Genomic DNA, 13,113 nt, shown 5'->3' on the forward strand with positions numbered 1-13,113 from the left:
CCGATCGGCAGGGGGGGCCCGGGGCGCGGACGCGGACCACACGGGACGCGGGACGCGACAGCGGTTGGGGGGCGTCGGCTACACCCGCGCCGGCAGCCGGGTGCAGACCGCTCCCGCCATCAGCGGAGCGGGCTCGGCGCCCAGGACGCCGAGGGTGAAGGCGGTGGTCAGCGCGCTGATGTCGCGGGACTCGCGGAGCAGCAGGTGGTTGGCGCCCGGGGCCTCGTACCGCGCGAGGTCCGGGACGACCCGCCGGGCGCGCAGCGCGTACTCCAGGGACTGGGTGGCACTGGCCGAGCTGTGGTCCCCGGTGCCGTGGACGATCAGCACCCGCCGCCCGGCCAGCTGGTCGACCGGGTCGCCGCTGGGCAGCCACGGCGCGATCCCGGCCACGCCGACCACCGACGGGTGCCCGGCGCACCAGAAGGCGGCGCGCCCGCCCAGCGAGTTGCCGATCAGCACGACGGGTGCGCCCGGGTAGAGCCGGGCCAGCTCGTCGAGCGCCCAGCGGGTGTCGACGGCGGTGTCGGCGTCCGCGTCGTTCCAGCCGCCGTGGCGGTAGCGCAGCAGGTGCACCGCGAGGCCGTGCGGCCGGCCGCGGTCGGTGAGTTCGGTGGCCAGGTCCCGCAGGCCCAGCTCGGCGACCCGCATCGGTGCGCGCCGACTGCGGAGGAACCCGCCCGGCAGCAGCAGGGCGACGCCGGTGACCGGCTCCTCGCCCCGTCGTGGGGTCAGCTCTGCGGTGCGCGGACGCTGCGCTCGGAACACGCGAATTCCCTCCTGATGTGTACAGGCGGATTCTACGGTTCCGAGGAGGGGTCGCGGTGCGCGAGCAGGGACCACAGGACCCAGCCGGAGACCCGGGTGCGCTCCACCATGACCTTCGCCCAGCGGGCGCCGAGCGGTGAGGTCCAGGTGTCCACGACCTCGACCCGGTCACCCGAACGGGCGAGTCCGATGACGGTCTCCTCGCCGAAGTGGTCGACCCGGACGTTGGCGGCGTTGGCCGACACCTCCCACCAGCCCGCACCGGGCTCGGGCGGCAGGTCGGTGCCCGCCGTGACGGCCGTCGGGATGAGCAGGATGCCCAGCGCGACCACGGTGGCCGCCGCACGGCCGATCACGGCCACGGGGACCTCCGTGCGGCGGTCCGCGCGGTGCCGCGGACGGGCAGCGGTGAGGGCGTCGGGATCAGGGGAGGCATGTACAGCAGAACGAGCCGACCGGGCGTGCGCGTACAGTCCGGCGCCGAGGTTGACCCGGTCGGCGCAGCACGACGTGCGGACCCGGTGCCGCCGGTGCGCCGGCGGATGCCCGACGCATGTCAACTGTCCGGCCGTAGCGCGGGGTTGGCGCGCCCTGGCGGACGGCCGTCGAGTCGGTCGGACGCGGCACGGGGTGCGGTCAGGCCGGTCGTGCGGCCCGGTCGGGCGGGGCGGTCACACGGCCCGGTCACACGGGGCGGTCACAGGGAGCGGTCACAGGGGGCGGTCACTCCGGGCGCTGCTCCGCCAGGAGCTTCGCCCGGGTCTCCCGGACGAACGCCGCGACGACGTCCGCGTCGGTGAGCACGCGGGTGACGACCCGTCCGCCCCGGCCCGGTCCGGTGCGCTCCGTGATCCGCAGCTCGCGCGTGTCCTCGGCGCTGATGTCCTGGAGGTCGCTCCACGGCAGCGGGGCCGTGGGGTGGTCGTCGTCGGGGTCGAGGAGGAGTCCCGCGGGCAGCACGGCGAGCACCGTCCCGAACAGGACGTGTCCCTCCTCCTCGAACCGCTCGTGCAGCGGCGCGGTGTAGCGCGGCAGCAGGCCCGCGCGGATGGCCTCGGCCAGCCCCGGTTCGTAGCGGCCCGCCAGTTTCGAGACCACGAAGGGGGTTTCGCGGCCGCGCGCGAGGATGAGGACGCGGCCGAAGTGCTCGACGCTCAGGTTGCCGCGGAACTCCATCCGGGAGGGTATGTACTCGTAGCTCTCGATGGCGTCCCAGGGGAGGGCGCGGAAGTCGCCGCCGGCGTGGTGGAGGACGAGGCCGCCCTGGTAGCGCGCCACGGCGACCAGCCCGGAGCGCGGCGGGACCTTCTGGTAGGCCACGGCGGCCGCTGCCACGGCGGCGACCGCGAGGACGGCGCCCCACCAGGTCCAGCCTGAGGCGGCGAGGACGAGGATGCCGGGCAGTCCCAGGCCCCACTTGCCCACGCCGTCGCCGATCCGGCGGCTCGTCCGGTACAGCCGCCGCCGTTCGCCCAGGCCCGCCTCGGCCGCGACCTCGTCGCAGCGGGTGGCACCACTCATCGCTGAATCCCCTCGGCTGTGGAGCGCGCCAGTCTAGTCAGGGTGGTCGGACAGCCGGTCAGGGCGGCCGGGCGGTCGGGCCGGGTGGGTGGTGAAATCCCTTGCCTGCAAAGGCTGGTAACACTGTTTCCGATCGGTTACGTTGTTACCCATGAGCACGCCCTACCAGGACGCGCAGCGGGTCGGCCAGGATGCCGTACGCGCCGTGATCCTCGACCGCGCCATCTCCCTCCTCGTCGCCGAAGGCCCCGCCGCGCTGACCGTGCGCCGGATCGCCGCCGAGATCGGCTCCTCGACCAAGGTGCTGTACACGATGTTCGGCGGGAAGGAGGGGCTGCTCGACGCGCTGTACCGGGAGGGCTTCGCGCGACTGCGCCGGGCGCAGGAGCAAGTCCCGCGCGGGAGCGACCCGTTGGAGTACCTGACCGAGCTCGGCCGCGCCTACCGGGAGCGGGCGGTCGCCGAACCCGCCTACTACCGCGTGATGTTCGAGCAGCCGGTGCCCGGATTCCGGCCCAGCGCCGAGGCGTTGGCCCTGGCCGACGGCGCGTTCGGCGCCTCGGTGGCCGCCGTCGAGGCCTGCATGGCGGCCGGGGTCTTCCGGCCCGGCGACGCCCTGGAGGTCTCCAACCTCTTCTGGGCGGCCACCCACGGCGCGGTGAGCCTGGAGCTCGCCGGCCACTTCGCGTCGGCCGAGGCCGGGGCGCGCTACGAGGCGCTGATGGCCGCACTGGGGCGGGCGTTCGGCGCCGGTTCGTGAACGAGTCCGGACACCCCATCACCTGACGAGAGGCCGAGACGATGAGCCCAGGCGACCCGATCCGCAACAGCACGATCGGCAAGAGCAACGGCAACGGCGCGATCAGCGACAGCAACAGCAACGGCAACGGCAACAGCAACAACGGTACGAGGCGCAGCCGCTACGTCTCCGGGAACTTCGCCCCGGTGACCGAGGAGGTCACGGCCTACGACCTGCCCGTCACCGGCCGGATCCCCGCCCACCTCGACGGCCGCTACCTGCGCAACGGCCCCAATCCGCTGGGCATCGACGACCCGGGCGCACACCTGTGGACCCTCGGCGCGGGCATGGTGCACGGCGTGCGGATCCGGGACGGGCGCGCCGAGTGGTACCGCAACCGCTGGGTCCGCTCCGGCGCGGTCGCCGACCGGCTCGGTGAGCCCCGGCGCGGCACGCCCGTCGACGAGCGGATGGACATCTCCCCCAACGTGCAGGTCGCGGGCCTCGCCGGGCGCACCTACGCGCTGCTCGAGGGCGGCATCCGCCCGTACGAACTCACCTACGAGCTGGACACGGTGGGGCCGTGCGGGCTGGGCGCCACGCCGGAGGGGTACAGCGCCAACGCCCACTCGGTCGTCGACCCGCACACCGGGGAACTGCACTCGCTGGCCTTCCTGTACGGCTCCGAGCAGGTGCAGCACATCGTGATGGACGCCGCCGGCACCGTCCGGCGCAGCACGCTGATCGAGGTGCCCGGGAACCCGTACATGCACGACTTCGCGCTCACCGAGCGGTTCGTGCTGCTGTACGACACCCAGGTGGTGTTCAGCCCGGCGCACCTGGCCACCGGGGTGCCCTTCACCTGGGACGAGCGGCGCGCCGCCCGGGTCGGGGTGATGCCGCGCGAGGGCGGCGCGGTGCGGTGGTTCGAGCTCGCGCCGCACCTGGTCGGGCACACCCTCAACGCGTACGAGCGGACGGCGGACGAGCTGGTGGTCGACGTCGTGCGGCACCCGCCGGGCATGGACCTGCGGAACATCGGCGCGAGCCGGCCCACGCTCGACCGCTGGACGGTCGACCTGGCGGCGGGGACGGTACGGGAGGAGCGGTTGGACGACCGGGTGCAGGAGTTCCCGCGCCTCAACCCGCGGCACACCGGCCGCCCCTACCGCTACGGCTACGCGGCCGCCGTCGAGCTCTACGCGCCGCCGACCGGCCCTGGGGACGACCGCCCGGACGAGGGCTTCAGCAACGCCCTGCTCAAGCACGACCTGAGCCGGGGGACCGTCGAGGCCCACGAGTTCGGGCGCGACGGGGCGGTGGGCGAGGCGGTGTTCGTCGCCGCCGAGTCGCCGACGGCGGAGGACGACGGGTACCTGATGGCGTACGTCCACGACCCGGACCGGGGAGCGGCGGACCTGGTGGTCCTCGCTGCCCAGGACTTCACCGGCGAGCCCCTGGCCCGCATCCACCTGCCGGTGCGGGTGCCCCTGGGCCTGCACGGCAACTGGGTGCCGGGCGGGGACAGGGTGCCTGGCGGGGACCGGACCGCGGGCAGGGGCGGGGACACGGGCTGGAGCTGAGGGGCCAAAATGTGCCCGCCGCAAGCACGGGCGGGATCGCGCCCGGCGGCACCGCGGGGGAGGGCGTCGGCGTAGGGGACGGGGGTCTCGACGGCGGCGAGGGCGGCGAGGGCGGCGAGGGGGAGGCCCTGGGAGCCGGGGCGGAGCCACCCCGGCGGGGTCATCGGGGCCGGGTGGCGCGGAGGGAGTAGGTCTGCGGGGCGGGGGCGCCGGCGGGGACGCGGAAGTGGGCGTGGGCGTGCTCGTGGAGGAAGTCCAGGCGCAGGCCCGCGCCCGCCAGGGCGGTGACGACCTCGCCGAGGCCGTGCTGCCACTGGACGGTGACGGTGGAGTCGAGCCGGGCGTCCGGGTCGGCGTAGGTGCCGGGGTAGTCGACGACGATCGGGGTGCGCTCGAAGTAGTCCTCCGCGAAGCCGCGCCCGTCGTCGGCGAGGACGTCGGCCACCGGGTGGTACTCGGCGAGGTAGAGGAAACCGCCGGGGGTGATGAGCGAGGCGACCGTCCGGGCCCAGCGGGTGAGGTCGGGGAGCCAGCAGAGCGCGCCGAAGCCGGTGTAGACGATGTCGTACGTCCGGCCGTCGAGCGCCTCGGCGGCGGCGTAGACGTCGGAGGTGACGAAGCGGGCGTCGGCGGCGCCGATCCGGGCGGCGAGGTCGGTGGCGGCCGCGACGGCCGGGGCGGAGAAGTCGAGCCCGGTGACGACGGCGCCGCGGCGGGCCCAGGAGAGGGTGTCGAGCCCGAGGTGGCACTGGAGGTGGAGCAGGGTGCGGCCGGTGACGTCGCCGACCTCGGCGGGCTCGTAGTCCTGGAGGGTGTCACGGCCCGCGACGAAGCCGGGCAGGTCGTAGAAGGGGCCAGCGGCGTGGACGGGGACGCGCTCGTCCCAGTTCGCGCGGTTGGCGGTGCGCCAGTCGGGGGTGGTGGATGGCGTGGTCATGCCGGGCAACGCTAGTCAGCGGTCCAGGGGCGGGCAATCGATTTCCGCGCCCGGCGCGCGCCGTGGACAGCAGGTGCCCCCGGCGCCCCGGGCCCGGTATGTGCGGGTCATGGCCGGGGTTTTCCCTGCTCTTTGTTCCGGATCATGGCGCGCTCTGCGACGATCCGATGATCGTCGCCCCGACGCGGTGGGCGGCGCGTCGCAGGGGAGAGACCGGCATGGCCGTTCGGCCCGAGGACAGTGTCGTCCGGGCGAAGTGGGGAGTGTGGTCCGCCTGGGACCGGGAGACCTGGATGGTGGTCTCCGGCGGGGTGCTGGGGGCGCTGTTCGCGAGCATGGGGCTGGCGGTGCTGTTCGGCCCGGCGAACGGGTTCGGCGGCGACAGCCTCGCGTACATGGGGATCATCAGCATCCTGGGGCTGATGCCCTGCGGTGCGGGCTTCGTCTGGGCGCTGATCCACCCGAGGGCCGGATTCCCGTCGGCCGCCGTCGGGGCGGTACTGGGGCTCGGGATCTTCGTCGGCTTCGCCGGGGACGGCCTCAACGACTCCTGGAAGGCGCCGCTGGACCGGCCGTCGACGATCCGCGCGGTGGGCAGCTGGACCAGCGGGGACCTGGTGGTCCGGGCCCGGCCGGACCTCGTGGTGGCGTACCGCCGGACGACCGGGGCCGTCGCCTGGCACTGGGCCCCGCCCGGGGAGGACACGGTGTGCGCGATGAGCCGGACGACCGGGCCTGACGGCACGGGCCGCGGCGGCGCCCTCGGCCTGATCGGCCACGCGCCGCACGACAAGCCGTGCGCCGCCGTCACCGCGCTCGACCTCTCCGACGGCAGGGAGGGCTGGACCGCCGCCGTGGACGCGCCCGCCCGGGACGGGGACGACGCGACTCCGGACGTGGTCGCGGTGGCCGGGCAGCAGGCCCTCCTCCAGGAGAAGGCCGGCTGGCGCGCCGTACGGCTGGCCGACGGCCGGGACGTCTGGCGCGGCACGGCCGACCCGGGCTGCACCCCGCTGCAGGTCGCGGGCGGGCCCGGGGACGCCGTCACGGTCGCGCAGTGCGGCGCCGCGCCGCCCGTGCTGCGCTCGCTGGCCCCGGCGGACGGCCGGGAGCAGCAGCGGATCGCGCTGCCCGCGGCGGGCGGGCTGAAGAACCTCGCGGTGGTCTCGGTCGACCCGCTCGCGGTGTGGGTGGACGCCCAGGCCGAGCGCGGCACCCACGCGGTGCTCAGCTACGACCGGACCGGCCGGCAGCGGGCGGTGATACCGGTCGCCGGGGACGAGTACGACCTGGACGTGATGCTGGGCGGGCTGCACGCCTTCGACGAGTTCAGCGCCCGGCCGCTGTTCGGCGGGGTGGTGGTCGGGGACCTGTTCGTCGTACCGGGGGAGAAGCCCGGCGACATCGGCATCAGCGGCGGCAAGCACCCGAGCCGCACCGCCACCGGCCGGCTGCTGGCGTACTCGCTGACGGACGGCGGCAAGCGGTGGACGGCGGGGCTGGACGACCAGGTGACCGGCCTGGTGGTGGACGGCGGCTCGGTGTGGGCGATGACCCGGGGCCGGGTGACCAGGGTGGAGGCGGCGACCGGGCGGCAGAGCGCCGTGCTGGACGTCAACGACACCGCGTCGCTCTATCCGGTGGACCTGTCGGTGTCGGACGCGGAGCGGTTCACGGTGGTCGCGGAGGACGGGACGCGGGACGAGCCGCCGGTGCGGGCGATGAGCTGACGGGGGCCGGGACGGGGCCCGCCGCCGACGGACCTGACCCTTTCGGGTGGTTGTGTCAGTCTGGTGGGGGAGCACCGCCGAGACCGGGAGACTCGTGATGGCCGAGATCAGGGTGAACGGGGTGGCGCTGCACTACGAGGCCCGTGGCGAGGGCCCCGGCGTCGTCCTGGTGCACGGTTCCTGGAGCGACGCGGACTCCTGGGCGCGGGTGCTGCCCGGCCTGGCGGAGTCCACCACCGCCGTCGCCTACGACCGCCGGGGGCACAGCCGCAGCGAGGACCCGCTCACCCAGGGTTCGGTGCACGAGGACGCGGCCGACCTGGCCGGGCTGATCCACGAGCTGGGCCTCGCGCCCGCCTTCGCCTACGGCGACTCCTACGGCGCCCTGGTCGTCCTCCGGCTCGCCGCCGCCCGGCCCGACCTGCTGCGCGGGATCGCCGTGCACGAGCCGCCGGGCACCGGCATCCTGCTCGCCGACCCGGACCTGCGACCGCTCGGCACCGGCTTCGCCGACCGGATCGCCGCCGTCCGGGAGCTGCTGGAACAGGCCGAGTCGGCGGCCGCCGCCGAACTGTACGTGGACAGCCTCGCCTTCGGCCCCGGCGCCTGGGAGCAGCTGCCCGCGCCGGTCCGGCACAGCTACATCCGCAACGCGCCCACCTACCTGGACGAGCTGCGCGACCCGGACGCGCTCGACCTCGACCTCATCGGGCTCGCCCGCTTCGGCGAGCCCGCGCTGCTCACCCAGAGCGACGAGAGCGCGCCGATGTTCGGCGAGGTGCTGGACCTCATCGACCTCACCCTGCCCAAGGCGGAACGCCACCTGTACGGCGGCGCCGGGCACGCCCCGCACCTGTCGCAGCCGGAGGAGTGGGTGCGGGTGGTGCTGCCGCGGGCGCTGCTCTGAGACTGCCGCGGCTTCCGCGATTGATGTGACTGTGCGTCACCTTCGCTGGCTCCGTCGGGGATTCGCCCCTGGTCGAATCCCCGGATAACCGCTCGCCTTCGCCGTCGTCCCGGGCGCAGGCTACGTCCGTGCCCGCGTCAGTACGGACGCGGTGCGAGCGGAAGGACTCACATGACGAGCAAGCGCGGCCGCATCGCCGCCCTGCTGGGCGCCGTCGCGGTGGTCGCCGGCACCACGCTGGCCACTCCCGCGGCCGCCACGGCCGACACACCCGCCACGGCCAGGCCAGGCGGCGGGATCACCGGGCAGGCGCCCTGCCCGGACGCGCCCGAGTTCACCTGCGGGACCCTCACCGTCCCGCTCGACCACAGCGGAGCCGTCCCCGGCACCCTCGACCTCGCCGTGGCCGTCGCCGGGAACACCGCGGCCCCCAAGGGCGACCTGCTGTTCCTCACCGGCGGCCCCGGCCAGCCCGGCGTCCCGCTGATGAAGCGGATCGCCGGCAAGATGGCGCCCGTCCTCAAGGACTACCGCCTGGTCATGTACGACCAGCGCGGCACCGGCGCCCGTGCGCTCCAGTGCCCCGGCCTCCAGGAGGACATGGGCTCCTCCGACCTCGCCGTGCCGCGCAAGCAGTCGATCGCGGACTGCGCCGCCACCCTGGGCCCCAACGCCCGCTTCTACAGCACCGCGGACACCGTCGCCGACATCGACCGGCTGCGCGGTGCCCTCGGCGACCGGCGGCTGACCCTCGACGGCGTCTCGTACGGCACCCTCGTCGCCGAGCGGTACGCGCTCGCCCACCCGGCGCACGTGGCCCGGCTGGTGCTCGACTCGGTGGTGCCGCAGCAGGGCTACGACCCGCTCGACCTGGCCGCCCTGCCCGCCAGCGCCCGGGTGCTGCGGGCCGCCTGCCAGGCCACCGGCTGCACCACCGACCCGGCCGCGGACCTCGCCGCCACCGTCCGGCGGTACGGCAACGGGGCGCAGGTCCTGGACGCCCTCACCAGCTACGAGTTCACCGACCCGAACTACGGCGGGGTCCCGGAGGCGCTGCACGAGGCCGCCGGCGGGCAGCCCGCCAAGCTCCAGGCCTTCATCGAGACCGTCCACCGGGACGACGCGGCCCCGGCCGAGGCGCTCAGCCAGGGCCTGCACGCCGCCACCGTCTGCGCGGACTCGCGCTTCCCGTGGGGCAGCACCGACACCCCGGTCGCGGGCCGGGCGGCCGCGCTGGAGCGCACCCGGCAGCGGCTGACCGCCGAGCAGACCTGGCCGTACGACCCGGCGACCGCGACCGGGCTCGGCAGCCAACTGGTCTGCCTGGACTGGCCGCGCGAGCCGGTGCCGCCGCTCCCGCCGGCGCACCGCAGGCTGCCGAACGTGCCGGTGCTGCTGCTCGGCGGCGACCGGGACCTGTCCACGCCGAACGAGTGGCTGTACCAGCAGGCGGAGCTGGCGCACGACCCGCAGGTCGTGATCGTCCCGGGTGCGGCGCACTCGGTGCAGACCCGGGCGGCCGACCCGGCCGGGCGGCAGGCGGTGTACGACTTCCTGCTCAAGTAGCGGGGGCCGTCGGCGGGTTGCGGCCGACAGTGGACCGCCGCCGGCGGTGGGCCGTTCCGAGCAGGGGACGGAACGGCTCGCCGCCGCGCTACGGCCCGGCCGCGCCCCAGCCGTCGTCGGGCAGGGAGCGGTCGGGCTCGGGGCAGTCGAGGTGTTCGTAGCCCCACAGCAACGCCTTGTGCAGCGCCCACGCCTCCAGCGGCGGCTCGTCCTGAGACGCCCGGTTCGTCAGGACCAGCTCCACCCGGACCTCCTCGGCCGGCGAGAACAAAAGGTTCCGCTGGTCCGGGAGGTTCTCGTACGTCACCGTCTGCCAGCTGTGGCCGGTGGCGGTCAGCGCCGCCATCAGGTCGGCCTCGGAGACGTGGGTGTCGAGCGTCGCCGAACCGCCGCCCGGCTGGGGGAGGTCGAGCTCGCCCTGCCAGACCGGCAGGGAGAGCGAGTGGAGCCGGCGGCAGCGGCAGAACACCGTCCGCACGTCACCCCAGCAGAAGGCGTGCGGCCACCGGTCGCCCCGGTGGATGCCGCCGCCGTCCCACGGATCGCCGTAGTGGACGGCGAGTTCGGGCAGCGAGGCGCCGTAGCGCAGCTCGCCGAGGCCGCCGGTGGTGGCCAGGACGGTGACGAGCGGGAGGAAGCCGGTCAGCCCAGGCACTCGCGCACCGCCTCGATCAGGCGGTTCGCCCGGGCGTCGCCGTGGCCGATCATCCGGTTGGCGACATAGGCGAAGCCGACGCCGAACTCGTCGTCCCCGAAGGCGAACTGGCCGCCGGCGCCGTCGTTGCCGAAGCTGCGCGCGCCGAGCAGCGGGCGGAAGGCCGGGGAGTCGAGCAGCAACCCGGAGCCCCAGCGGGCGCCCATGTCGAAGCCCAGGAAGCCCGCCCCGGAGGAGACTTCGCGCACCGCGCCGGTCACCGTGTCGGGCGAGAGCAGGCGGGGCGCGCCGTCCAGTCCGGTGGCCGCCGCCGCGTAGAGGCCCGCCAGGCCGGTGGCGGAGGCGACGGCGCCCGCGCCGGGCAGCTCGATCGCGTGCAGCGCCGGGTCGTTCCAGCCGTGCGGCACGTCCAGGCCGGGGAAGACCAGGGCGCCGTTCATGGTGACGATCCGGGTCAGCAGGTGCTCCGGGCCGGGCATCGGACGGCGGCCCTCGGCCTCCACCAGCCGGGCCAGGCGGGGGAGTTCGCTCTCCGGCAGGCCGATCCAGACCGGCAGGCCGAGCGGCTCGGCGATCTCCTTGCGCAGGAACGCGCCCGGGGTCAGCCCGGTGATCCGGCGGATCACCTCGCCGACCGCGAAGCCGAGCACATGGCCGTGGTACTCGTACGCGGTGCCCGGCTCCCAGAGCGGCTGCTGCGCCTCGATCGCCCGGACCACCGGATCCCAGGCGGCGACCTCCTCGAAGGAGAGCACCGCGTCCAGGGCGGGGATGCCGGCCCGGTGGCCGAGGATCATCCGGGTGGTGACGTCCTGCTTGCCGTTGCGGGCGAACTCCGGCCAGTAGCGGGCGACCGGCGCGTCCAGGTCGAGCCGGCCCCGCTCGGCGAGCAGGTGGGCGCTGATGCTCACCGGGCCCTTGGCACAGGAGAAGACGGGCACGAGGGTGTCCTGCGCCCAGGCCCGCCCGGTGCGCTCGTCGGCCGTGCCGCCCCACAGCTCCACCACCTTCCGGCCCCCGGCGAACACCGTGACGGCGGCGCCCAGCTCGGGGAACCCGGCGAAGTTGGCGGCGAAGACGTCCGCGACGGCGCCGAAGCGCTCGTCGGCCCAGCCCTGGTGCTGCTGCATGATGTGGTGCCCCGTTCTGCCCAGTTCCGCCCTCAAGATCGACCGAACCACGCTACGGGAGCCCGGCGCCCCTGACGAGGGGATTTCACCAGGCCGGGACGGGTGGGACGGATGTGGCAGACTCGCCGGTCGACGAGGAGGAGGACAGCGGGTGGATCGCGAGGCGCTCACGGCGCTCACGGCGCTCTGGGAGCGGCGGTGGCCCGGCACGGAGCCCGTCGGGTACGAGCTCGGCCGGGCGCGGGACGTCTGGGTGCGCTTCCACAGCCTGCCGGAGTCCAAGCGCTACCCCGACGACGAGCGCGAGTACGCGATCGTGCTGGAGCGCCACAACACCGTGCTGGACGAGCTGTTCGCGGGCGCCGAGGTGTACGTCCTCACCCCGCGGTGGTCGAGCCGGGAGAGCGCCCCCCGGATGCGCCGGGATGCGAAGCACTGGCGGACCTGGCTCCAGACCGACGACCCCGAGCCGGAGTTCCGCACCTACTGCCACGTCTTCGTGGAGCGGCGGCGGTGGCGGCGCGGCGGCCTGGACGGGCTGCTGCGGCGGGTCGCCGACGACCGGGAGGGCGGGGTGATCATCGCCGGCCCCGGCCTGCGGCGGCTGTACCACCCGTACGACGGCGGGGCGGACGTCTACCTGGCGTCGACGGAGGAGCGGGACCGGCTGAAGGAGCGGCACGCCGGGTGGCTGTCGGGGCACCCGAACGGCCTGTGAGCGGCCGGGCCGGGCGGACGGCTTGCCCTCACCGTCGTCCGCCGCGCACAGTGTCCGGAGCGCGTTGACGATCACGCGCCCCGGCAGCCCGGCTGCCGCAGCGAGCGAGGGAGCGACACATGGCCGTCAGTCTGAGCAAGGTCGAGCAGAGCGCGCCCGCGCTGGTGAGCCTCTACAAGACGGCCGGCGCCTCGGTGGAGCGGCGCGGGCTGAACGGCCAGCGGGTGGCGGTGTACCTGGTGGTCGACTACTCCGGCTCGATGCGGCCCTACTACAAGGACGGCAGCGTCCAGGCGCTCGCGGACCGGGTCCTGGGGCTGTCGGCCCACCTGGACGACGACGGGACCGTGCCGGTCGTCTTCTTCTCCACCGAGGTCGACGCCCAGGCCGAGATCGCCCTGGAGGACCACGCGGGCTGGATCGACCGGATCGTCGCGGGCCTCGGCCACATGGGCAGGACCAGCTACCACCTGGCGATGGACGCGGTCATCCGGCACTACCGGGAGAGCGGAGCCACGGACCCGGCCTTCGTGCTGTTCCAGACGGACGGCGGCCCGATCAGCAAGCCCGCGGCGGAGAAGAAGCTCTGCGAGGCGGCGACGCTGCCGATCTTCTGGCAGTTCATCGGCTTCGGCGACCCGGACAGCCGGCAGTTCGACTTCCTGCGGAAGCTGGACGAACTGCCCGTCCCGGAGAAGCGGCCGATCGACAACGCCGGCTTCGTCCACCTGGGGCGCGACCCCCGGACGGTCTCCGACGACGAGCTGTACGACCTGCTGCTCACCGAGCTGCCGAGCTGGCTGGTGGCCGCCCGGGCCCAGGGCATCGTCCCGGACGGCCCGGCGCTGCGGCCGCCGGT

The 13,113-nt window shown here is 74.8% G+C and carries 13 protein-coding genes; 7 read left to right on the forward strand and 6 right to left on the reverse strand.

All coding sequences use genetic code 11. The features are described 5' to 3' along the window. Nucleotides 1-78: 78 nt before the first annotated feature. The 3 genes from ACFU7Z_RS24115 to ACFU7Z_RS24125 form a co-directional block, all read right to left on the reverse strand. Nucleotides 79-768, reverse strand: coding sequence for an alpha/beta hydrolase (locus tag ACFU7Z_RS24115; protein ID WP_380779537.1), 690 nt, complete (start codon nucleotides 766-768; stop codon nucleotides 79-81). A gap of 32 nt (nucleotides 769-800) precedes the next feature. Continuing rightward, nucleotides 801-1,130, reverse strand: coding sequence for a hypothetical protein (locus tag ACFU7Z_RS24120; protein ID WP_074002406.1), 330 nt, complete (start codon nucleotides 1,128-1,130; stop codon nucleotides 801-803). Between the two features lie 361 nt (nucleotides 1,131-1,491). Then, nucleotides 1,492-2,289 carry a hypothetical protein gene (locus ACFU7Z_RS24125; RefSeq protein WP_074002407.1) on the reverse strand — a complete coding sequence of 266 codons (798 nt, stop codon included), beginning with the start codon at nucleotides 2,287-2,289 and terminating at the stop codon, nucleotides 1,492-1,494. A gap of 151 nt (nucleotides 2,290-2,440) precedes the next feature. Here ACFU7Z_RS24125 and ACFU7Z_RS24130 point away from each other — a divergent pair, with 151 nt between their 5' ends. Together ACFU7Z_RS24130 and ACFU7Z_RS24135 are read left to right on the forward strand one after the other, a co-directional pair. Continuing rightward, nucleotides 2,441-3,049, forward strand: coding sequence for a TetR/AcrR family transcriptional regulator (locus ACFU7Z_RS24130; RefSeq protein ID WP_074002408.1), 609 nt, complete (start codon nucleotides 2,441-2,443; stop codon nucleotides 3,047-3,049). Nucleotides 3,050-3,090: 41 nt separating this feature from the next. Beyond that, on the forward strand, nucleotides 3,091-4,611 hold the full coding sequence (locus ACFU7Z_RS24135) for a carotenoid oxygenase family protein (protein WP_380779539.1): 1,521 nt from the start codon (nucleotides 3,091-3,093) through the stop codon (nucleotides 4,609-4,611). A gap of 160 nt (nucleotides 4,612-4,771) precedes the next feature. Here ACFU7Z_RS24135 and ACFU7Z_RS24140 read toward each other — a convergent pair whose 3' ends face one another. Next, nucleotides 4,772-5,548 carry a class I SAM-dependent methyltransferase gene (locus ACFU7Z_RS24140; protein ID WP_380779541.1) on the reverse strand — a complete coding sequence of 259 codons (777 nt, stop codon included), beginning with the start codon at nucleotides 5,546-5,548 and terminating at the stop codon, nucleotides 4,772-4,774. Between the two features lie 218 nt (nucleotides 5,549-5,766). On the opposite strand from ACFU7Z_RS24140, the gene ACFU7Z_RS24145 reads away from it, so the two are divergent. The 3 genes from ACFU7Z_RS24145 (at nucleotide 5,767) to ACFU7Z_RS24155 (ending at nucleotide 9,751) form a co-directional block, all read left to right on the forward strand. Beyond that, nucleotides 5,767-7,278 (forward strand): PQQ-binding-like beta-propeller repeat protein, encoded by a 1,512-nt coding sequence (locus ACFU7Z_RS24145; RefSeq protein ID WP_380779543.1) that lies wholly within the window; start codon nucleotides 5,767-5,769, stop codon nucleotides 7,276-7,278. 97 nt (nucleotides 7,279-7,375) lie between these two features. Continuing rightward, nucleotides 7,376-8,185 (forward strand): alpha/beta fold hydrolase, encoded by an 810-nt coding sequence (locus ACFU7Z_RS24150; RefSeq protein WP_049654204.1) that lies wholly within the window; start codon nucleotides 7,376-7,378, stop codon nucleotides 8,183-8,185. Between the two features lie 171 nt (nucleotides 8,186-8,356). Further along, nucleotides 8,357-9,751, forward strand: coding sequence for an alpha/beta fold hydrolase (locus ACFU7Z_RS24155; RefSeq protein ID WP_380779545.1), 1,395 nt, complete (start codon nucleotides 8,357-8,359; stop codon nucleotides 9,749-9,751). Between the two features lie 88 nt (nucleotides 9,752-9,839). Here the strand turns inward: ACFU7Z_RS24155 and ACFU7Z_RS24160 are convergent, their stop codons facing one another. Together ACFU7Z_RS24160 and ACFU7Z_RS24165 are read right to left on the reverse strand one after the other, a co-directional pair. Further along, on the reverse strand, nucleotides 9,840-10,406 hold the full coding sequence (locus ACFU7Z_RS24160) for a hypothetical protein (RefSeq protein ID WP_049654207.1): 567 nt from the start codon (nucleotides 10,404-10,406) through the stop codon (nucleotides 9,840-9,842). Further along, a complete protein-coding gene (locus ACFU7Z_RS24165; RefSeq protein WP_380779548.1) occupies nucleotides 10,394-11,536 on the reverse strand; it encodes a serine hydrolase domain-containing protein in 1,143 nt (380 codons plus the stop codon). Before ACFU7Z_RS24165 ends, ACFU7Z_RS24160 begins: the two co-directional genes overlap by 13 nt. Before the next feature lie 151 nt (nucleotides 11,537-11,687). On the opposite strand from ACFU7Z_RS24165, the gene ACFU7Z_RS24170 reads away from it, so the two are divergent. Both ACFU7Z_RS24170 and ACFU7Z_RS24175 read left to right on the forward strand, forming a co-directional pair. Continuing rightward, nucleotides 11,688-12,254, forward strand: coding sequence for a hypothetical protein (locus tag ACFU7Z_RS24170; protein WP_380779550.1), 567 nt, complete (start codon nucleotides 11,688-11,690; stop codon nucleotides 12,252-12,254). Nucleotides 12,255-12,373: 119 nt separating this feature from the next. Then, the coding region (locus ACFU7Z_RS24175) for a vWA domain-containing protein (protein ID WP_380779552.1) at nucleotides 12,374-13,113 on the forward strand (740 nt) is incomplete at its 3' end.

Origin of the sequence: Kitasatospora sp. NPDC057518 (assembly GCF_042802075.1) — a bacterium.
GTDB lineage: Bacteria > Actinomycetota > Actinomycetes > Streptomycetales > Streptomycetaceae > Kitasatospora.